Genomic DNA, 20,667 nt, shown 5'->3' with positions numbered 1-20,667 from the left:
CGCACGCCACGAGAAGTGCACCACGCATACCACGCTCGAAAGTCAGCGATACCGACCGTTGTTTAGCCGCTGTCCGGAGACTTCGAGGCACCCCAAAGACACGGCCGAAGCCGATCGTTACCAGGAGTTGTTCGACAGTGAAGCGTTCGACAACGGCGCTTGGATCGGCCGCACGCTGCTCGTCCACTCAAACCTGAAGGGCGACGAGAAGGAAGCGGCATTGGCCGCGCTGGAGGACGTGGAGGACCCGCAGTCACCCGTCCGCGTCATCATCAGCGTGGGCATGCTGAAGGAAGGCTGGGACGTCAAGAACGTCTACGTCATCGCCTCCATGCGCGCCAGCGTGTCATCCGTGCTCACCGAACAGACGCTGGGTCGAGGTATGAGACTCCCGTTTGGGACGTACACCGGGGTCGAGATGCTCGACACTGTCGAGGTGCTCGCTCACGAGCGCTACGAGGCCCTGCTGGCTAAGCGGCAAGCGCTTAACGAGAAGTTCATTGACCACGCCGTACTCGCCGAGATCCGCCGCACCGCAGAGGGCAAGCTGGTCGCCCGCAGAAAGATCGTCAACGAAGCGGCCGATGTCATCCCCGCAGGTGCGGCGCAAAACGACGCCGTTGCCGGTGACAAGACGCCCGCCGCCCAGCAGACCTCTGGCTCGCTCCCTGTGGAGCCCGCGCCTGCGGGTGGCATCGTCGACTTGCAGCGTCTCCTTGGGAAGGCCAAGGACGCGGCAGAGCAGACCGAGTCCAACATTCGGAAGCACTACCCGCTCCCGGACCGCGCTGAGATCGCGATTCCGTACACACAGAAGGTCGCCTCCAAGGCGGTGATCTCCCTCAACCAGATCCATGACGACGCCCCGTTCACCGCGCTCGGCAAGGCCCTGGCGACCGAGGCCGATACCGAATTGCGCCGGACACTGCTGCGGCCCGACGAAGGCGGCACGGTCCGCGGCGTGCAAGCCGAGGCGAGGGTCGAGGCCCTTGCCCTTGATATCCCACTTGAAACCTCTCGCGCTGGTCTCGTGAAAGCCATAATGCGCGCCCCGAGCGTCCGCCCGGAAGCAGGAGAGGCCCGCGCGGCGCAGCGCCTCGCTGATTTGGTAATCGACGGTATGGGAACCGGCGCGCAAAAGCACTTGTCCGCATTCTGGGAGCGTGCGTGCCGTAGGCTCACCAACCTCGTTACGGACCAGCTGAAGAAGGTCGCCGGTCAGGACGTTGTGTTCTCCGATGAGGTGAAGTTCCAGAGGTTGCAGAAGGAGCGCCAGGTCGCCAAGGAACACCTTGGCGGGCACTCCGAGCCGCACTCGAAGTCAGTCGCCTACAACGGTTGGAAGAAGTGCCTCTACGAGTATGCCTGGTTCGACACTTCACCTGAGTACAAGGCTGCACAGGCGCTCGACGAGGCCCCCAACGTCATCGTGTGGGCACGCCTCCACATCAACGACCTTCCGATCACCTGGACGCAGGAGGGCCGCGAGTACAACCCCGACCTCGTCGCAATCGAGGAGGTCGACGGGCAACGAACGTGCTGGCTCATCGAGACCAAAATGAACAAGGACGCCAACGCCGAAGACGTCCAGGCCAAGGCGAAGGCCGCCAAGACCTGGGCCAACACCGTCAACAACAGCGGCAAAGTCGACGGCAGATGGCACTATATCCTCCTGACCGAAGATGACGTCAATGACGCCGGACTCGACTGGAATCAGATGAAAGCGTTCGGCGCACGGTAGGCAACGCCAGCCGCCATGCTCACAACGAGTACAGTTCCAGGGACCGGGAGAGCCAGGCCCACACCAGCAACGACCTTCGACCGAGGAAGGGACGACGCCGCGCACACACGCCCAACAAATGCTCGACGAGGCACGCGCGGGCTGCACCCACACCACAAACCCCTGCGACGAGGCAAAGACCGACTTTAACCCCTGGTTGTCGCGACGACCGTATAAACCACCGATATCAGGTGGCAGGTGCCCGGCCTGCTGCCACCGGCGTAGCACCCTCGGCCGTAGTTGTCAGGCCCGGCAATCCGGTCCAGGTCCGCGCCGGTCGGCCTCCGGCCCCTGGCCCACTAGTCATATAGTACGCCCACATCCGCTGCTCGGTGGTCGGCTCGGCCAGCGGCCTAGCGCTGTCCGGGACCACCCCGAGACGCGCCACCGACCCGGTCTCATCGTTGGTCCCGCCCGTCTCGCCGGTTTCGTTCGCGGTCTCTCTGGGCCGTCGCACCATCACCAGTCTCTATGTGCGGCTGCCAACTGCTACAGGTGTATGAACGCTTCCTCCAACTGGCGAAGTCAAGCCATGCCGGTGAAACCCCAGTTGATTTAATAACTGCGAACGCTATACTTGCGGACCATGACTATGCTGGCCGCGTTCCGATGCAGCAACGGAGTCGTCGCCGTCTCTGACGGACGGACGACATTTCAGGCCCAAAAACTCGACAATACGATCAAATCGTGCGCGGTGGATTCTGACCTTAAAGCTGTCATTCTGACCTGCGGCCGAGCTACCGTTCACGATGAGCATACGATTGCGTTCATTCGTCGAACCGCTGGCGTCGAGTTGAGATCGTGCGTATCTCTGCAGGGGTCGTGCGAAACGGTGATCGACAGGCTGCGGTCAATAGAAGACGAGGATCCGAGCAAGCTTAGCCCTATAGGAGTAGTGGTAGTCGGGTATAATCCTGGTGTAGTTTATCCCGAATACCAATTCTTTTACGTCCACCCCTCTGGTCAATCTGACCTAGGACGTGCGCAGGAGTTGAAAACTTTTGCGGTGGAGCCGAACCCGCATACTCTGCGGCCGAACTCGTCCGCAACTGCTTTGAAACGCCTATCGACGCCTATTTGGCTAGTCTAGACTCCGTTGCCGGCTACTATCAGGACGAGTGCGATTTGGCTGACGTGCCAATGGCAAGCGCGGCCAGGATAGTGGCTTTCCGGTTGAGTGGCGTTATTTCGGCAAATGTTACGACCTTTAATGAGATTGCATTGGAGGAACTTGGCGAATGTATCAGATTGGTCCCGGGTGCGAAATGCAGTGCGAAATTTACAACTGGGGCCCTTACGGTAAGGACGGCGAGAACTTGGAAACGTCACCCTTCTAGGCATTTTGCACTAGTTAGATAGGTGTACGTTCCGGACGAACATGAGCAAATCTGATCGCTGGACCTGGTGTTTCCGTGCGATGTGAGCGGCTCGTCCGTGGGTGGTTTCCGCGCTGCTTGAGCATTCTCTGCCCTGTGTAGTGCGCACGGTCTGCGGCATGACCGGATGTTCGTGATGACGCGAACAAGATGGTTCTGTGGTGCTTGCCGGTCTGCGATTGGTCCATGATCGTCGTGATGTGGCGGTGTGGTCGATCCATGTTTGTAGTGCGTCGGCTTGGTCGTGCTGATCAAGGTCGCGGAGAACCGAGACGAGATCGCGTCCCGTCCGCGGGGTGTCGGGGTGGTCCTCGCCCAGCACGCGGCGGTAGCGCGCCAGGGTGTCCTCGTCGAGATCGCGCGCGGCCCGGTGGTCGCCTGTGGCGTGTAGTCGGAGGGCGAGGTCGTTGGCGGTGCCGAGGGTGGTGGTTGGGTTCTTCACCAGCCCGCCCGATCCCTGCACGAGCAGGGCCGAGCTGTTGAGCAGGCTGGTGGCCTCGCGGTAGCGGGCCACCGCCTGGCACAGGATGGCGAGGGCGTCGGCGTCCCAGACGGTCAGCACCTTGCGGGCGACCAGTCCGGGTGCGAGCCGGTCCCGGATCGCGCGGGCCGAGTCGGACAGCCGGTCCGGCGGTTCGACCTCGGCATCGGGTGGGACCGGCTCGCGGGTGTTGATCCGGTCGGGGCGGTCACCGTGCAGCACGCGCAGCGACGTGGGCTTGGGTGCGGGTCCACGCTTGCCCACTGACCGCCCCGTCTCGTGGCAGTCGGCGAGCTGATCGGAGGGCTGGAACCCGTACAGGCGGGGATGCGCTCGCCCTGGCAGCCGCGAACGTCATTCGTATTAAGGTGTGCCGGTGTCCATGACGATCGCGGTGCCGTACGACGAGCGCCTGTTCAAGCGCACGACCCAGTTCCTGCTCCGTCCGCAGCTCAACCGGCTCTACGTGCTGGGCGCGGTGCTCGTCGCGCTTGGCGTCGCCATGCTGACCCTGACGACGATCGACAAGGTGGTGGGGGTCGTCTGTGTGATCCTCGGCCCCCTGCTGGTGTTCCGCATCGGGCGGGTCACGGCCGCCCAGGCGCTGGAGGCGCATTGGTCCGCCACTCGGGCCGCGTTCAACCTGGTGATCGACGACCAGTGGGTGAGCATCGCGTACCCGCTGGCCCAGATGCGGTGCCACTGGGAGACGCTGGCGCGGGTCGTGGAGAAGCCCGACGTCTGGTACCTGATGTTCACCAAGTCGCAGGCAGTCCCGCTGCCCAAGAACCTCATGACCCCGGAGCAGCAGGCCGAGTTCGCCGCCCTCGCCGCCGCGCGGACGTCGGTGGTCCCGCTACGGCGTGCGCCGGCCCAGCGCGCGTGAAATAGCCCGGCCACCGGCCTTCCTTCGACTTCGGGTTGGGACAGAAGGCGTGCACCGTAGCGACCTCCTTTCTGGGAAACATGAACAAATGCTCACGCGGTGCTCAAGTACACCCGGAAGTGTTCAGATTCGAGCGGAAACTACATATATGGTTACCTGGCCGGGCGCGTCGCTCCGGCGTAGTCGTCGCCGTTGTAGCGGTAGGGTTCGTTCTTGACGACCTGGCCGAAGTCGGGTGCGTCGATCATGAGGCCGCCGCCGAGGTAGAGGCCGACGTGGTGGATTTTGGCGGGTGTGCCGTAGAAGACGAGGTCGCCGGGCAGGAGTGGTTGTCCGTCGGGGACTCGTGGTCCGGCGTGGAACTGGGTGTGCGCGGTGCGGGGCAGGGTGATTCCGGCGGCGGCGTAGGCGGCGGTGGTCAGGCCGGAGCAGTCGAAGCCCGTGTCGCCTCGGGAGGGGCCGTTGCCGCCCCATTCGTAGGGCAGTCCTCGTTGTCCGCAGGCGTAGTTGATCGCGGCGAGCGCGGCGGGGTTGGGGGCCTGGATGGCGTCGCAGTCACCGGCGCCGGTTTCGCCGGTGCCACCGAGGATGGCTTGGGTGTAGAGGGCGGCTTGGGCGAGGACTTTGTCGACGTAGCGGTCGTCGTGGTTGTAGGCGAACACGGCGGCGCGGAGGTCGCCCTGGCGGGCTCCGTTGTCGCAGAGCAGGAACGCGGCGGCGTGGATGGCGTCGCTCGGGTTGTACCGCGATGGTGGTGAGACCCCTCCGGGGGGCAGTGGGTGCGCGGCGACGACGCTGGCGAAGGTCGAGGCGAGGAACTGCATCGGGCCACCGGCGCCGGCGGAGTTCTCGCCGTCGCGGACGCCGGGCAGGGTGGAGCGGCCGTGGTCGGTCTCGGCCTTGCCGATGGCGGCCAGCACGGTCCAGGGCAGGCCGGGGCAGTCGGGGGCGGCGGTGACGTAGAGCTGGCAGTAGTCGGGTGGGATGTCGGCGATCGGCGTGGAGCACTTGGCCAGGGTGATGGTGTCCGAACCGCCGAAGATGGCCGAGAGCACCCCGGCGACACCGGCGCCGGGCAGGACGACGATGAGCAGCAGCACCGCGGCGGCGGTGAGGACCAGCTTGGTGGGCATCGGCGTCTCACCGCCGTCCCGAACGGCCACGCACCACGGGCGGCATCGGCTGCGGCGCGGGCACCATCGCGACCGGCGTACCGACGCCGAGGACGGTGTCGCTGGTCGGGCTGACCGGTGGTGGAAGGTGAGGCCACGCCTCGGTCAACCCCGCCAGCCCGCGTCGGACGCCGCCCGCGGTGGCGTCGAGGGGCAGCCAGACCTCGTCGGCGGGACCAGGGTGCGCCGCGGCGGGGTCGAGGAGTTCTGCCGCGGCGGTGGCGACGGGCACCGAGGCCGGGTCGTCGAGGCCGCGCCATGCCGTGGCCAGGGCACGGCGGGCACCTGCCTCTCGCCGGGAGGTGGGCACCCACACCAGCAGCGGGGTGCTGATTCCGCTGGCCTGGGCGAGGGCGGCGTAGCCGGAGAGTTTCCCGGCCAGCTTGCCCAAGGGTTCGGTGCCGGTGTCGTACTCCAGGAACCACTCGATCTCCCGACCCGCCTGCTGCCAGCGGCCGTAGCCGTCGGGGCGGACCAGGTCCCCGAAGTGGCGGGCACAACGTCGTTCCGACCACCACGCCGTCAACGCCGTGTCGCCGCTGATGCGGCGGGCGTGGGCGACCAGGGCGGTGTGCCAGCTGTTGACGCCGGTGGTGTGGGCCAGGCGCAGGCTGTGGGCGACGCCGAGGACGCGGTCGTGGCGGTAGCCGAGGTCTTTGACCTCCATGCCGTCCTCGGCGGCGAGCACGGCCGCGCCCGCGGGGGCGAGGACGTAGTGCATCGGTGAGCTGCCGGTGGTGACGAACGGCTGGAAACGATCGGTGACGCCGAGCAGGAACAACTCGCGGAGCCGGATCCGCGCGGTCCGCGGTCCCGCGAAGGCCAACTCGGTCAGCTGGTGGGTGGTCAACACGCGGTGTTCCCACAGCATCCGGCCGATCCACTTGTCGCGTGGGGTCATCCGCCACGCCAGCATCGCCCGGTGCTCGGCGGTGTTGGCGGCGCGAGGTGTGGGGCGAGTGGGTTGGTGGCCGCGCAGAGCGCGCTGCTGGGTGTTGGTGATCATGAGTCGACCTCCTGGTGGGCGCGGTGAAGCCGCCCGCGGGCGTGGGAGCGCCAGGCGAGTGGGCGGTGTGGGAGTGGTGTGGGGGTGACTCGGTCAGCGGGCGCGGCGAGGGTCGCTGCTCGGCGTCCGGTCGGCCGGGTGGGACGGTCCGGTGGGCCGTCGTGGAGGCCGGCCGCTGTCGTTCGCGGAATTGTCTGCGGCGGCTGTGGTCTGGTGTGTCCGGGTGGTGTTGCGGCGTGCCGCCGCCCGGATCTCGCGGGCGCGGCCGGGAATGGCGGGTGGGAGGGGTTGGGTGAGCAGGGTGAAGGGTTGGGTCTGTTCGCCGTGCAGGACCAAGCGGGCGGCGGCGTGGTAGGCGCCGAGGTGGGCGAGGTCGTGGTCGGTCAGGCGTGGTGCGGTGTGGCGGGCGAGTTCGCGGGCGTCCTCGGGGCCCGCGTTGAGGATGATCTTGTTGCGGGCGTTGGTGGAGATGCCCTCGCGCAGTTCGCGGTGGAGTTGGGCGAGGTGTTGGTTGGCGTAGACCATGGCCAGCCGGTATCCCCGGGACTCGGCGAGCATGTCCTCGATGGGGTAGGGCAAGTTGAGGAAGTTGTGGAACTCGTCGATGACCAGGGACGCGTCGCGGCGGAGTCGTTGGGGTATGCGGGCGCGGGCGGTGGCGGCCTGCCAGGTGCGGGCCACCACCAGCGACCCGACCAGCCGGGTGGTCTCCTCGCCGAGGGAACCTTTGGGGATGCGGACGAGGCAGATGCCGCCGTCGAGGATCTCGCCCATGTCCACGGTGGAGTGTCCGCCCGCGATGGCGTCGCGGACGAAGGGTCTCAACAGGAATGCGCGGAGTTTGTTCATCAGCGGGCTGATGACCTGGGATCGGGTGGAGTCGGTCAGCTCCTCGTACCAGGACCAGAAACCCCGCAGCACCGGGTCGGTGACGCCTGCGGTGACCCGTCCACGGAACGCGCTGTCCGCCAACAACTTCGGCAGGTCAGCGAGGGTGGCGACGCCTTCCTGGGTGCGCAGGGTCAGGCAGGCCGCGCGCATCACGTCGTCGGTGCGGGGTCCCCAGAAGGCGGAGTAGACGCGGCGGAAGACACTGACCAGGTTGTCCACGGTCACGTCCGTCTGACCACCGTCGAGGGGATTGAGACAGGGCGGGGAGTAGCGACTGTCGGCGTCGAACACGACGACCCGGTCGGCGACCGAACGGGGCAGACGCGCGAGCACGTCGGTGACCAGGTCGCCTTTGGGGTCCACGAGCACGATCCCGCGACCCGCCTCGGCATCCGACAGGATCATGTTCCCGAGCAGGGTGCTCTTGCCCGAGCCAGTCGCGCCGAGGACATGGAGGTGATGGCGGGCGTCGGCCACCCGCAGCGCGACCGGGCGTGGATGGCCGGCGTCGGTGACGCCGAGGGGTTTGGCGTCCGGGCCCGGAGTGACGATCCCGGGTGGGGGCGCGACGGCGCGGGCCCCGGCGCGTTGGATGCCGGGGATGGACTCGTCGGTGGGGAGGTGGGCGATCGCGGCCAGTTCGGGCACCGACAGCAGGTCGCCGCGCCCGAGCTGCCGGTGGTCGATCACCGCGCCGGGGTGGCGCAGGCGACGGCGGGTGTAGTGGTTGTGTTCGGTGTAGGAGGCGAACGAGGCGGCGAGGGCGTGGGCGCGTCCGCGGGCGACATCGCGCGCCTGGCGCAGCTGGTCGTCGGCGGTGTCGGCGGGTAGCAGGGTCGCCACGGCGTAGCGGACCACCGTCTCGAACTGGCTTCCTCGCTGTTTCGCGACGATGGCCCTGTTCTGCGCCGAGTACTCCAGGGAGGTCTGTGGGTCGGAGTGCAGTGCCCCGGCGGTTGTGCGTGCCGAGGCCGGGCGGCGCGACCGGTGTCGGGTGCCGGGGGTGATCAGGTCGAGCAGGCGACCGACCACCCGGGTCGAGCCGCCGGTGTGGACGTGGCGGGCGGCGCGGCGGGCGCGTTGGACGCGGCGGCCGGTGACCGGGCGCGCCAGGATCTGCACGCAGGCGTGGTCGTCGCGGCCGAGGCCGACTGGCGCGCCGAGCAGGGCGCGGATGGGGTCGGCGTCGAAGTCCGACCGGATCGGCAGTGCCTCCGCCCTGGCGAGGCGGAGTTCGCCGCCGACCACCAGTCGCCGCTGCCCCTCGCCGGGTGCGGGCAGGGGCGGTTCGGCGGGGCCGACGCGGGTGTGCGCGCCGGGCCACGCCGCCTCCACTGCGCGCTCGACCAGGCCGGGCGGGATGACGCCGGGGACCCAGAGTCGGATCGCGACTCCGGCCTCGGAGAACACGTACTCGCACGCCACGTGCGGCTGTCCGGTGAACGCCCGCCGCCACCCGGGCCGCAGCAGGCCGACGAGGTTGGACCACAGCGCGGCGCCGCCGGCGGGGTCCACGGTGGGTGGGGCGAGCACGGTGACCATGCGGGCATCGGCGAGCAGCTGCTCGTGGCAGCGTCGCTGCCACCTCTGACGCCCGAGCACGACCGCGGTGACCAGGGCCGCGAGCACGGGTACCGCGATCGGCCCCCATGTGATGGCGAGGTCGCGGAGTCGGCCCAGCAGTGCGGTGAACGCGCCACCCGGGTCTCGCAGGTAGTCCTCCACCCACCCCGACGCCGTGGTCGAGAGCGGGGTGGAGCTGCGCGCCGGCGCGCCGATGATCATGGTCTCGAACGGTGGGTGCGGGCTCATGCGGTGCCCAGGTCGATCGGGGTGTCGTCGCTGTCGTACCCCTCGTCGTCGAGGTCGACGAACATGTCCTCGGCGTGGTGGGTGTCGGGGTGGGTGGCGAGTTCGGCGGGGTTGCTGGTGACCAGGTAGTGCTCGGTCGGGGAGGCGATGGCCTGGAACGCGACCCGTTGAGTCCCGCTGGACAGCAAGCCCTGACCGCGATCGGCCGAGAGCAGGAACGCCCGTTCGCCGGCGGAGAGGTCGAACGCGCGGCCGACCTCGTCGATGGCCTGCGGCGCCTGGCGTAACAGGATCTGTGTGGCGGCGTTGGCCACGATCGCCTGGCCGAGTTCGCTGGCGAGCAGGTCCGGGGTGTCCTGGGTGGCCACGGTGACCCCGGCCCAGTGTTTGCGGCTGGCTTTGGACATGCGGAACAGGAACTCCGCGCCGGCTTTCTGTTGCATGAGCAGCCACGCCTCGTCCACCACGACCAGCCGAGGCCGTCGAACGGCCGGGTTGGATACCCGCCGCCACACCGCGTCCAACACCAGCAGCGTGCCGGCGCCCTTCAGCTCGTCCGGGAGGTCGCGCAGGCTGAACACCGTGAGGTGTCCCTCCGGGCTGGTGCTGGTGGGGCCGTCGAACAGCTGCGCGAAGGCCCCGTCCACGTAGGGGTGCAGGCGGGCGGCGAGCTCGGCCGCGGATCGCTCACCGGCCTCGGCGAGCCGGTCGCGTAGGTCGCGCAGGGTTGGGGAGGGGCGGGTCCAGGTGCGGGGGTCGGCGGTGATGCCGACGGACTGGTAGGTCGCGGCGATCGCCCGGTCCAGCGCCGCCCGCTCGCCCGCCTCCAACTCCAGGCCGATGAGGACGGCGATCACCGTGTGCAGGAACAGGCTGCGTCGGGTGAGGGCGTCCTTGGGCGCGGTCCGCCGACCATCGGCACGGGTGTGGATGGGCAGGTCGAACGGGTTCAACCGGACACCAGGAGCGCCGAGGTGGACGTAGGTCCCGCCGACCGCGGTGGCCAGGCGTGCGTATTCGTCCTCGGGGTCGATGACGGCGATCTCGATCCCCCGATACAGCGACCGCAGCAGTTCCAGCTTGACCAGATAGGACTTGCCGGACCCACTCCGACCGAGGATCACGGAGTTGTGGTTGTGCATCCCGTCGCCGAACCGATCCCAGTGCACCAGCCCCTGGGAGCCGATGTTGTAGCCGTAGAGCACTCCCGAGGGCGCGGCCACCGACGTGGGGTCGGGGGCGGGCAGGTCGGGGCTGGTGAACGGGAACGCGGCGGCCAGCGCGGCGGTGTCGAAGGTGCGGCGCATCCCGATCAGGTCCAGACCCATGGGTAACGTCGAGACCCAGCCCTGCAGGCTCCGGTAGGTGGTGTGTTTGGCGTCCAACAACAAACTCGCGCACAGCGACCGCAGCGCCGCGATCTCGTCCGCGAGGGTTTTCTCGGTGGCGGCGTGGATGGTCAGGTACAGCCCGACCCGGAACAACCGTCCCTCGCCGCGGGCCACGCGGGAGGACAGGTCGTAGGCGTCCTCGGTGGCGGCCTCGACCCGCGGGTCGAACAGGCGGCCGTGCTCGGCGGTGTGTCGGCGCCCGGCCTCCAACTTGGCGAGTTGCTTGCGCAGTCGGTCGGTGGCGGTGGCCGGGTCGATCGGTTCGACGTGGACGGACACATCGAGGCGGCCTGGGTAGGTCAGCAGCGGCGCCAGCCATCCCGGGTGCACTTCGCGGGGGAAGCCGACGACGGCGAACGAGCTGACCCATTCGCCGCCGACCTCCAGGTGGCGGGCGGCGACGGAGAGGGCGTCGGGGGTGAACGCCGCGGCCCCGGGCGCGGCGGTCGTCGAGGTGTTGGGGCGTCGGGTGCGGTGTGTGCGGGTGCCCATCAGGAGCGCCCCCTCTCGTCCTCGAAGTCCTCGTCGTAGTCCCAGTCGCCGCCCTCGTCGCGGGCAGCTGCCTGGGGGTTGTGTTGGGGGGCGGTGTCGTGGTCGTCCTCGACGAACCACGCGGTGGGGGTGGTGGTGATGACCTCGTCGGCGCCTGCCAGCTCGGCCGACGGGGGCAGCAGACTGTCCGGGTTGCACGCCGAGGCCAGCACCGAGGTCACCTGCCCGGCGTCCAGAGGTGTCACCACGATCCCGGCGGGGGACAGCAGCTCGACTGCCTCGCCGAGGCGACGCACCAGCCGTGTCTCCGCCGCCCGCCGGGCCCCGGTGTCGGCCTGCCCGGTGGTCTTGCGGCGCTTGCCGGTCATCGCGGCGAGCACGGCGAGCGGGCCGGGGCCACCCAACCCATCGGTCGGCCTGGTCGGGCCGAGGGGTTCGCGCAGCACGAGCAGCACCTGCCGCCGGAGCAGGTCGGACTGCTGCCCGAGCCGCATGAGGTAGTCGGCGTGCTCGATCGCCGCGGCCTCCAACGCGGGGTGCGGCAACCCACCGGACCTCGTGCGCAGCTCGGCGATCTGCGCGGACAGGTCCAGCCGCTCGGTCCGCACCACGATCTGCACCGGGGCGGTCAGCGAGTGCAGGTACCGCCCGAAACTCGCCACGAGTGCCTCCTGCTCGGCTGCGGTCCGCAGCGCGAAGTTGACCGTGCTGGCGACCGCGACCACCGCCAGGCCGTCGGCGCCGAGGTCGACTACTCCGGTTTCGGTGACCGACTCGGCGGGCAGCCGCAACGCCGAGGGTGACACCGGCTCATCTGGCGGCGGTGTCCCTCGGCCCGCGCGCTTCCCCGCGCTCGCGTCCGCGGCGGTGGAGTGGGTGGTGGTGAGCCAGGCGGGTGCGGGCCGTACCCCCTCGGGCGCCGCGACCCGGTGGCGCGGGGCCAGGCGCTGGCGGATCGCGGCGAGGAGCAGGATGTCCATCGGGACCCCGTCGCGGCGGCCGAGGGCGAGCATCGCCGCGCCTGCCCCGACCGGGACGGCCACGGCCAGGAACACCGGCAAGGGCACCAGGCCGCGGGTCGCGGCCCACAGCAGGTAGAGCGCGGCTCCGGCGGCGGTGAGGATCGCGAGTTGGCGGGCGGTCAGGGGGCCGAGGACACGGTCGTGCATGTCCACGTCGGCCGGGATGCGCACGGGCGCGGTCATGGCTTACCTCCAGGCTTCGGGGTGGTGGGCCGCGCGGCTGGTGGTGGAACAGGCGGCTGCGGCGGTGGTGGGGTGAAGCGCGGCGGGGTCGGCGGCTTGGGCAGGTCCAGCGGCAACCGCAGCTGCTTCCCGGCGCGCGGCGCCGGGCGCGACGGTCCAGGTGGTGTCGGTGTGGGCGGTGCCGGTGGTGCGGCGGGAGTGCGCCGCACCCCGTCCAGCGGGAGCGGGTACTGCCCAGTGCTGGTGGGACGGATGCCCTTGTAGGGGTCGAAGGGCAGCTCCGGCTGCGTGACCCGAGGACGAGGCGACGGCGACGTCGGCGGAACCGGTGCTCGCGACGGGCCGGGTGCTGGAGGCGGCACTCGCCGCACGCCGTCCAGCGGGAGTGGGTGCTGCCCGGTGCTGGTGGGACGGATGCCCTTGTAGGGGTCGAAGGGCAGTTCGGGCTGCGTCGCGCGGGACCGACGAGTGGGCGGAGTCGGTGGGGGCGGTGTCGGGGCGGGTGGGCGGGGTACTCGCCGCACGCCGTCCAGCGGGAGTGGGTACTGCCCGCTGCTGGTCGGGCGGTTGCCCTGGTACGGGTCGAACGGCAACTCCGGCTGCCTCGCACGCTTCCTCGGCGCGCGGGGAACACCCGGGTCGGCGGCCGAGGGCGGGACGGGTGGGACGGGTGCGGGTTGGACGTCCAGGGGCAGTCGGTACTGGCCGTCGCGGCCGAGGACCGGCTTGTTCTCCGGCCAGTCCTCGCCCAACGGCAGCGCCAACTGACGCCCCTGGCCTTTGCCCGAGGTGGTGGGTGTCGCTGTCGGCGTGGGCGTCTTCTTCGCGGTGGTCGGGCGGGTGCGGCGGACACCGGGCAGGGGCAGCATCAGCTGACCGCCCGCGGTGGCGCGCGTGGACTTGTACGGGTCAAGTCGGCCGTCACCGGCCCCGTCGCGGCGGCCCCCGTTCTTGGGTGTGCCGGTCGGGCGGGGCCCTCGCCGACCGCCACCTCCGCCGCCGAGCAGGCCGAAGGTCTTGTAGGCGAGGAAGCCCTTGACGAGTCCGCCGATCAGGGACCGGCCGCCGCCTCCGCCGCGGATGGATCCGAGTACCCAGAACGGGATCTTGAACAGGATGTACATCAACGCCAACGCCACGAGGAGGTTGACCAGCCCGGACACGGTCGGTCCGAAGACGGTGAAACCGCCCGGGGCGAGGAAGACCTTCACTCCGGTGATCAGAGTGAGGGATTGTCCGATCTGGATGGCCAGGCAGCCGCCGTAGGCTTTCCACCACCAGTAGCCGATGCCCTCGGTCTGGGGGAGGGCGTGGAACATCAACGCCAGCGGTGCGCCACCGATCAGCAGCAGGGTCAGGGCGACGCGGACGACGTAGGTGATGAGCAGGGCGATGAGCATCCCGGCGAGGAACAGGCCGATGAAGATGATCCACAGCCCGCCGTTGAGCGACCCGATGACGAGGTTGCGCAGCGTCTGCCCGGCGGTGGTGGCGTCGACCCCACCGCCCATGATCGCCGCGACGAGCGCGTTGGCGATTTGGATGCCCTTGGTGGCCACCCACAGCGACAGCGCCCCGGACAGGAACCCGACCACAAGGCGAGGCAGGAGTTCCTTGATCGAGTGTCGTGTTTGCAGGGTCTGGTAGCTCATCGCGATGACACCCGCGATGAGCACCAGCAGCCCGTAGGCGATCAGCAGGATCTGCCACGAGTTGTCCCACAGCTCGCCGAGGCGGGGCAGTGAGTCCGGCATCGGCGTGGTCAACAACGTGCGCCCCAATAGATCGAGGAGCGGGTTGAGCGCCTCGGTGACGATGCCCCGGAAGAGCGCGTTGATGGCCTCGGTCACGCACGCCACGGGGTCGGTGATCCCGCAGTCGTCCTCCTCCTCACCGCCCTGGCCCGGCTGTCCGGTGCCCGGGCCGGGCGCGGGCGTGGTGGTGGTCCCGGGTTGGGGGATGCAGCCCTCCCCGGTGCACGGCGGCGTCGACGGTGTGGTCGAGGCGGTCGGGGGCACGGTGCCGCAGACCGGTAGCGGCAGCGACCCGCACGGGTCCGGGTCGACCGTGGGAATCGGCAGCACAGGCGGCTGCACGGCGGCGGCCAGCGACACCCGCGGGCCGCCGTGGGGGTCGGTGCCCGCGGCGGCGAGCGCGGCGACGACGAGGACGAGCAGGCTGACCGTCAACGCAACCAGGGCCCGTGCCCGCGTGGGTCGCGCGAACCGCGTCCGCCGTCGGGTCCGTGTCGTCGGCGGGGCGAGCACGGGCAGATCCGGGGAGCCGATCGAGGAGTCTCGCGTAGTGGTTGCCGTGGTGTGAGGCGGCGTGGTGGGGCCGGTGGGGGTCATCGGCTCAACCCCCGACGATGCCCTTGAGCACCGTCACGACCAGCGGGGCCAGAGCGGCCAGCGCGTAGCCGATCCCGGCGGCCTTGAACGCCTCTTTGGACTTCTCCTGCTCGCCCGGATCCCCGGCGCCGAACACACGGCGGACGCCGCCGATGGTGAGGAACACCGTCGCCAGCAACGCGAGGATGCCCATGATCCAGTTGCGGATGTTGGTCAGGACCTCGTCGACGCTGCCCGCGATCGCGAGCACCATCGTGTCCGCGTGCGCGGGCGTGACGCCGGCGAGCACGGCCAGGACGACCAGTCCGAGGACCACCGGGCCCCGGCGGCGCGGTCGCCGACGGCTGGTGAGCGCGGTGTCGCTCGTGCACCGCCGAGGAGTCGTCGGCGCGGTGGTCGGTGTCGTGTCGGGACGGTCGACCGCGGTCTCGGGATCGCAGGAGAGGGAAGGGTGGGTTCGGTTCAGGCGCATCGCGACGCTCCCGGAGTCGTGCCCGACAGCGGCTGAGGCTGGGGCGAGGGATCCGCGGGGGTGTGTTTTCTTCCGCGCCTCTCAACTCCGGAAAAGGAGCCTTCCGGGGACACGCGATCGTGAACTTTCTTCGCCCGTTTTCCCCGGGCCGCGGTGGCTGTGCGTGACGGCGCGCCGGTCGCGGTCGGGTGAGCGGTCGCGTCGGAGGGGCTGGTGCCGTCGGCGTTCCCAGGCGCCGGGGTGCGGGTGGTGTCCTGTGTGGTCGGGGTGTCGCGGGTGTCGGCGAGCAGGTAGTCGACGAGCCGGAACTCGGCCCTCCTGCGCGCCTTCTTCACCGCCTGGTGGGACAGGTCGCGCAGCGCCGCGGCATCGGCCAGCGACACGTCCTCGAAGCGAGTCGAGCCGATGAGCTCGGCCTCGGCCGCGGTGATGACGCCCGCGGCGACCGCGTCCGCGAGGACGAAATCGGGGTGCCCGGACGGCGGCGGTGGCGTCATCGACCCGTACCCGAGGCCGGAGGGCCGCGGCATGGTCAACGCCTCGCGGACGCAGGCGTAGCCGGCGCGGTAGGCGACCCACCGCAGCCGGTTCATGACGCGCGGACGGTGGAGGTCGATGGTGGCGAGTTCGGCGACGAACGCGGTCAGCACGGCGGCGTGGATGTCGCTCGGGTCACCGGCGAACCGCGCCGACAACCTCGCGCAGACGGAGGTCAGCGCGGGCAGCGCGACACCGACCGCGCCGATGGTCCAGGTACCGCCTTCGGTGCGGGCCAGGCGGACCAGATGCGTCCACACCGCGTCGCGCACCGTCTGCCGGCAGTCGGCGCGCAGCAGCAGATCGCACACCTCGTCCAGCGGCACCCATCGTGCCGGGAACCCGGGGAACAAGCGGCCGTCCAGCGACACCGGGTGCGGCCCGGTGACCAACCACTCGAACGTCGAACGCGCCGCGTCCAACGCGTTCGGATCGCGCTCGAACACCGGGCGGGGAATGAACTGATGAGAAGCCATGGGAATCGTCCCTGAAGCGAGTCGGAACAACGACCCGCCCAGGACGCCACCCGGGGTGGTACGAAACTCTTACCGCACTGGTACGAAACCCATACCGAACTAGTACCAAAGTATTACGAAGATCGTCCACGCGCGACACAAGATCGCCCTGGCGGGCGCGCGTGGATCACGCGGCCCCCACGGCAAGATCGACGACGGCGATCGTTCATGTCGGCCTAGCTGGGCATCCGCGAGGCGGTACCAGTTTCGTACCACTCCGGTAATAGCTGTGACGGCACGATCGCTCTCGGCAACAGGCGTAGACGATCGCATGGAGCAAGATCTTCGCGCGCAACGGAAGCACACGTCTATCGGCGGGGGATACCTGTTCTCGCGTACGCGCGGGCGCGAGCCTTGTTCACCGGAAGTCGCGGTCGAAAACTCGGAGAAAAAAGTTCGCGGATCGATGTCCCCGGAGGGCCTGTTTTCAGGAGTTAAGGAGTGTCCTCAAGCGCCACGCCCCGGCGGGCGCACCCCACCCTCCCGAAGGGACACCCGTGACCGACTCCGAGCACCCCGACCGCCGCGCCCCGCGCCGACGCGCGGACGCCGCCCGCCCCGCCGACACCCGTCCCGGCGGGCGCCGGGGCGGGGACCGCCGCCCGTGGCCCACCGCGCCCGGAACCACCCGGGTCAGCCCCGCCAAGCCCGCCGCGGTCACCACCCGTACGCGCTCGGGCGACGCGCCCTCGACGCCAACCCCGGCGACCGTGTGGCCCGCCGGGGCCACGCCGATCCCGCTCGACACCGGGTGGCCGGTCGCGCTCGTGGAGCGGATCGTCACCTCGTTCAGCGACCCCGGCGCGCGCGTCGTGCTCCTGGCCGAACCCGTCCACGCCCAGCAGCCGAGGCCCGCGTGGATCGGGCCCGGCGGGGTCATCGACCACGCCCCCGACACCGACCCGGAGCCCGAGTCGGCCGAAGCTCGCGCTGCGGTCGAACGCCTCGAGCGCACTCCCCGGATCGAGCGGCTGCCGCTCGCCGGCTCGTTGTCCGTGGGCGCGTCCCGCCCGTTCTGGGCTGACCTCGTCACCGACTCTGACACCACCCCCGCGGCCATCCCGCCGCCGCCCGAGGTGGTCTCACCGGACGGTCTCGACGTGGCACTCGCCACCGCGGATCTCGTCATCGCCAGCCTGCCGCCGGGGCGCTTGGGCGTTCCTCTCGCCGATGTCGCCGCACTGGTCGCGGCCCGCCTGCTGCGCGTCGGCGGCGTCTTCGTGGTGCTCACCCACTGTGACTGGAGCAGCGGCCGGTTGACCGACCCGACCGGCGAGGTGGTGGCCGCCGGGCAGACCGCCGACCTGCTCTACCTGCAGCACATCGTCGCCCTGCACGCCCCCATCCGCGACGGTCGCTTCCTCCACCCCGACCCCACCCCCGACCGACGACAGGACACCGGTGAAGAGGTGGACGAGGGGCACCGGGCACGAGTCCGCGGCCTGCCCTCGCCGCACGCGCGCGTCCACTCCGACCTGTTGGTCTTCGCCCAGCCACACGAGCACCGGACACCGACGCCACCCCCGACGAGCACCACGTCGAGGGACGGAGGTCCCGCCTGATGACCACGTTCGACGCCGACCCCGCCCGTCCCGGACCCCGCCATCAGGAGACCCCTCCCATGACCCACACCCCCACCGACCCGCCGTCCTCGGGCGTGGTCACCGGCTTCGACGACGAGCCGACCCAGCCCATCCCGGGCGACCTCATCGCCGCCGTCGACACCTCCGCCGCGGGCACCGACGGCTCCCCGCGAGCCGACTCCCGGGAGGCGGCGAGGGCGGTGTCGGTGTGGACCACCGCGCAGGCGTCCCCGGCCGCGCAACGCAAACACAAGTACACGCCCGCCTCGACCGCGCACCCGGCCAAGATGCTGCCGGAGGTCGTCCGCCACGCCGTCACCCACTACACGAGGCCCGGCGACCTGGTGCTCGACCCGATGTGCGGCATCGGCACCACCCTGGTCGAAGCCGTCCGCCTCGGTCGCCGCGCCGTCGGCGTGGAGTACGAACCCCACTGGGTCGAGGTTGCGAAAGCGAATCTCGACGGCGCGCGCGACGACGGCGTCACCCACGACGCGCGGGTCTTCCAGGGCGACGCCCGCCAACTGGTCACGCTGCTGCCGCCCGAGTACGTCGGACAAGCGGCACTGGTGGTGACCTCCCCGCCCTACGGGCCCTCCACCCACGGCCAGGTCTCCGTCGCCCCGGGCGAGGGGGTGCAGAAGTACCACCACCGCTACGGCAACCAGTTGGACAGGGGGAACCTGGCCAACGTCGGCCACCACCGGCTGCTGGCGGGGTTCACTCGGATCCTGTTCGGACTGCGCACCTTCCTCAAGCCCGGCGGGCACATCGCCATCACCATCCGCCCGTGGCGTGAGCACTCCGAGCTCATCGACCTGCCCGCCCAGGTCCTCGCCTGCGGACACGCCGCCGGACTGATCCCCGTCGAGCGCAACGTCGCCTTGCTCGCCCGCGCCGCCGAGACCGACTTCGTCGCCCGCGGCTCGTTCTTCCAACGCGACTTCATCCGCAAGCAACGCGAAGCCGGACTGCCGCTGCACCTGATCGCTCACGAGGACGTCCTCGTCTTCCGCACCGCCCTGTTTCCCTTGCGTTCCAGGGAACTCAAGGGTTCTCAGCGGGAACCCAAGGGCCTGTTGCGGTCAGCATGCCACACGGACGCTCGGGTTCCGGGTGAAGTCGAGGCGGTGGCTTCGTGAGGAGTCTCGAGGAGCTGCCGGGCGTTGTTGGCGTAGCGGATCGCGGTCGTCTCGGAGATGCCGAAGAGCATGGCCAGGTGCAGCGGATCGGGTCCGGTGGTCATCGCTTCCTCGAGCTGCCGGTCGATGCGCAGCCGTTCGAGGTTCGCGGTCAGGCCACGAAGCTCTCGCATCCACACGGCACTGACCGGTCCGTACCGCAATGCGCTTTCCTTGCTGATCAACAAGTGCGGGTTCGCGGTGGCTGGCCAGCGTTGCGCGCGGTGGGTCAGCCAGTCACGCAGGACGGTGTGGGTGAGGTGGTCGAGCGGCCGTCGCCGTCCGCCGATGGTCAGATGCCGATCCGCGAGGTCGACGTCGTGCAGTCGCATGGCTCGGATCTGATGCGGTCGAGCGGCGTGCACGGCGGCCATCGCGATGAGCACCCGGGCTTGCGGTGTGGTGGCCATGGCGACTGCTTCGGTGATGTCCTCGCTGGACAGTGGTTGCCAGAGCACGTGTTCTCGCCTGCCCGTGGTGATCCGGGTCGCGGGATTGCGGAAGATGACACCACTGCGCCTGGCCCAGGAGAACAGCGACCGCAGCGCGGTCGCGGCACTCGAGCGAGGTTCTCCACGCAACCGGCGGAGGTAGGCCAGGACGTCGTCGCGGGTCACCTCGCGCAGATGGTCGTAGCGGGACGACCAGTCCAACAGGGCCGGGCGCATGACCCGCAGATAGGTGCGGATCGTGTCGGGTTTGCGGGGCAGGGTGCGCGGGCCGCCGTCGTGCAGGACATGAGCCCACCGGCCCACCTCGCGTCCGATGGCGAGCGTCATCCCGTCGAGTTTGACGGCGAGCCAGGTGTCGAAGACGTGCGGCCGATCCTCGGCGAGAACGCCCATCACATCGAGGATCTCGGCGGCGTAGTCGACGTTCACGCTGTGGCCCGACGCGACGATGCGCACGTCGGTGGCGCGGATCCGGTCGCTGTCGTGGTGACCGGCCAACAGGGTGACCAGGGTGCGCTGCATCCCCCGTCTCGTGTCCGGCGCCCATCCACGGGCCTCGGCCGTGGTGTGGGCGACGTGCAGCGCCCATGCCAGCCACGGGTTGTCCGGAGCGGGACCGCGGCGCAGATCGACAGCGGCGGCGGTGTAGTCGCGGACGAGGGCCGTGTCGGGGAACAGCGTCAGTTGTGTCCAGCGTCTGTCGGGTCGAGCCGTCGGCGTCGGCGGGGCCTTGAGCGGGCGGCCTTTCGCGCCAGGGCGACGCGGGGTCGTGCGGGGCGCGGCGCGGCGTCGGGTCATGCCTGCCAGGAACAACTGGTGACAGCGGACGCCGGGCAGGTGCGGCGCGATCACCACCGCCGAGCGGGCGTCGGCGGCGGCATCGACACGGTCTTCGCGTGCCTCGCACCAGCACAACCGGCAGTACCCGTCCTTCAACGGGACCCGACGCGCGCAGGCGCCGCAGTCTCCGAGGCGGTGACCGAATCCGGGCGCGGAGAAGTTGTAGCAGGCCAGGCACACCCCGCGCGCGTGGGTCAGGCCCCACGCCAGGCACTCGGCGCAGCCGGTCACCGACCGGGCGATC

Annotated in this window: 14 protein-coding genes; 4 read left to right on the top strand and 10 right to left on the bottom strand. The window is 69.9% G+C overall.

Features of this window, described 5'->3' with window-relative positions:
* Nucleotides 1–1,741, top strand: a 1,741-nt coding sequence (locus CLV40_RS35290) for a DEAD/DEAH box helicase (protein WP_425428261.1), incomplete at its 5' end; no start/stop codon positions are given.
* Between the two features lie 1,386 nt (nt 1,742–3,127).
* Here CLV40_RS35290 and CLV40_RS35285 read toward each other — a convergent pair.
* On the bottom strand, nt 3,128–3,859 hold the full coding sequence (locus CLV40_RS35285) for a P27 family phage terminase small subunit (RefSeq protein ID WP_219824203.1): 732 nt from the start codon (nt 3,857–3,859) through the stop codon (nt 3,128–3,130).
* Nucleotides 3,860–4,019: 160 nt separating this feature from the next.
* On the opposite strand from CLV40_RS35285, the gene CLV40_RS35280 reads away from it, so the two are divergent.
* The gene (locus CLV40_RS35280) at nt 4,020–4,523 is read left to right on the top strand and encodes a YcxB family protein (RefSeq protein WP_104483369.1); all 504 of its coding nucleotides are present in this window, start codon (nt 4,020–4,022) and stop codon (nt 4,521–4,523) included.
* Between the two features lie 152 nt (nt 4,524–4,675).
* On the opposite strand, the gene CLV40_RS35275 is transcribed toward CLV40_RS35280, so the two are convergent.
* The 8 genes from CLV40_RS35275 to CLV40_RS35240 all read right to left on the bottom strand — a co-directional run bounded on the left by CLV40_RS35275 (nt 4,676) and on the right by CLV40_RS35240 (nt 16,328).
* Nucleotides 4,676–5,656 (bottom strand): C40 family peptidase, encoded by a 981-nt coding sequence (locus CLV40_RS35275; protein ID WP_104483379.1) that lies wholly within the window; start codon nt 5,654–5,656, stop codon nt 4,676–4,678.
* Nucleotides 5,657–5,663: 7 nt separating this feature from the next.
* Nucleotides 5,664–6,701 carry a replication-relaxation family protein gene (locus CLV40_RS35270; RefSeq protein WP_104483368.1) on the bottom strand — a complete coding sequence of 346 codons (1,038 nt, stop codon included), beginning with the start codon at nt 6,699–6,701 and terminating at the stop codon, nt 5,664–5,666.
* Nucleotides 6,702–6,794: 93 nt separating this feature from the next.
* A complete protein-coding gene (locus tag CLV40_RS35265) occupies nt 6,795–9,377 on the bottom strand; it encodes a DUF8128 domain-containing protein (protein ID WP_104483378.1) in 2,583 nt (860 codons plus the stop codon).
* A gap of 23 nt (nt 9,378–9,400) precedes the next feature.
* The gene (locus tag CLV40_RS35260) at nt 9,401–11,287 is read right to left on the bottom strand and encodes a VirB4 family type IV secretion system protein (RefSeq protein WP_104483367.1); all 1,887 of its coding nucleotides are present in this window, start codon (nt 11,285–11,287) and stop codon (nt 9,401–9,403) included.
* Nucleotides 11,287–12,492, bottom strand: a complete 1,206-nt coding sequence (locus tag CLV40_RS35255; protein ID WP_104483366.1) for a PrgI family protein — start codon at nt 12,490–12,492, stop codon at nt 11,287–11,289. The genes CLV40_RS35260 and CLV40_RS35255 overlap by 1 nt, the downstream gene beginning before the upstream one ends.
* The gene (locus CLV40_RS35250) at nt 12,489–14,681 is read right to left on the bottom strand and encodes a TrbL/VirB6 family protein (protein WP_181043945.1); all 2,193 of its coding nucleotides are present in this window, start codon (nt 14,679–14,681) and stop codon (nt 12,489–12,491) included. Before CLV40_RS35250 ends, CLV40_RS35255 begins: the two co-directional genes overlap by 4 nt.
* A gap of 166 nt (nt 14,682–14,847) precedes the next feature.
* Complete coding sequence (locus CLV40_RS40645; protein ID WP_219824202.1) at nt 14,848–15,315, bottom strand: pilin; 468 nt, start codon at nt 15,313–15,315, stop codon at nt 14,848–14,850.
* Nucleotides 15,306–16,328 carry a hypothetical protein gene (locus CLV40_RS35240; RefSeq protein ID WP_104483365.1) on the bottom strand — a complete coding sequence of 341 codons (1,023 nt, stop codon included), beginning with the start codon at nt 16,326–16,328 and terminating at the stop codon, nt 15,306–15,308. Before CLV40_RS35240 ends, CLV40_RS40645 begins: the two co-directional genes overlap by 10 nt.
* 536 nt (nt 16,329–16,864) lie before the next feature.
* On the opposite strand from CLV40_RS35240, the gene CLV40_RS35235 reads away from it, so the two are divergent.
* On the top strand, nt 16,865–17,929 hold the full coding sequence (locus CLV40_RS35235; RefSeq protein ID WP_104483364.1) for a hypothetical protein: 1,065 nt from the start codon (nt 16,865–16,867) through the stop codon (nt 17,927–17,929).
* Nucleotides 17,930–17,988: 59 nt separating this feature from the next.
* The gene (locus CLV40_RS35230; RefSeq protein WP_104483363.1) at nt 17,989–19,092 is read left to right on the top strand and encodes a TRM11 family SAM-dependent methyltransferase; all 1,104 of its coding nucleotides are present in this window, start codon (nt 17,989–17,991) and stop codon (nt 19,090–19,092) included.
* Here the strand turns inward: CLV40_RS35230 and CLV40_RS35225 are convergent.
* On the bottom strand, nt 19,008–20,654 hold the full coding sequence (locus CLV40_RS35225; RefSeq protein ID WP_219824201.1) for a site-specific integrase: 1,647 nt from the start codon (nt 20,652–20,654) through the stop codon (nt 19,008–19,010). The genes CLV40_RS35230 and CLV40_RS35225 overlap by 85 nt on opposite strands.
* Nucleotides 20,655–20,667: the final 13 nt, after the last annotated feature.

Origin of the sequence: Actinokineospora auranticolor (genome assembly GCF_002934265.1) — a bacterium.
GTDB lineage: Bacteria > Actinomycetota > Actinomycetes > Mycobacteriales > Pseudonocardiaceae > Actinokineospora > Actinokineospora auranticolor.
This window is presented reverse-complemented; position numbering and strand designations above follow the sequence as displayed.

What these genes read in the sequence shown, in the direction of transcription:
- CLV40_RS35275 (WP_104483379.1), bottom strand. Translation starts at nt 5,656, where the DNA reads ATGCCCACCAAGCTGGTCCTCACCGCCGCCGCGGTGCTGCTGCTCATC.
- CLV40_RS35265 (WP_104483378.1), bottom strand. Translation starts at nt 9,377, where the DNA reads ATGATCATCGGCGCGCCGGCGCGCAGCTCCACCCCGCTCTCGACCACG.
- CLV40_RS35260 (WP_104483367.1), bottom strand. Translation starts at nt 11,287, where the DNA reads ATGGGCACCCGCACACACCGCACCCGACGCCCCAACACCTCGACGACC.
- CLV40_RS35280 (WP_104483369.1), top strand. Translation starts at nt 4,020, where the DNA reads ATGACGATCGCGGTGCCGTACGACGAGCGCCTGTTCAAGCGCACGACC.
- CLV40_RS35230 (WP_104483363.1), top strand. Translation starts at nt 17,989, where the DNA reads ATGACCCACACCCCCACCGACCCGCCGTCCTCGGGCGTGGTCACCGGC.
- CLV40_RS40645 (WP_219824202.1), bottom strand. Translation starts at nt 15,315, where the DNA reads ATGCGCCTGAACCGAACCCACCCTTCCCTCTCCTGCGATCCCGAGACC.
- CLV40_RS35240 (WP_104483365.1), bottom strand. Translation starts at nt 16,328, where the DNA reads ATGGCTTCTCATCAGTTCATTCCCCGCCCGGTGTTCGAGCGCGATCCG.
- CLV40_RS35255 (WP_104483366.1), bottom strand. Translation starts at nt 12,492, where the DNA reads ATGACCGCGCCCGTGCGCATCCCGGCCGACGTGGACATGCACGACCGT.
- CLV40_RS35270 (WP_104483368.1), bottom strand. Translation starts at nt 6,701, where the DNA reads ATGATCACCAACACCCAGCAGCGCGCTCTGCGCGGCCACCAACCCACT.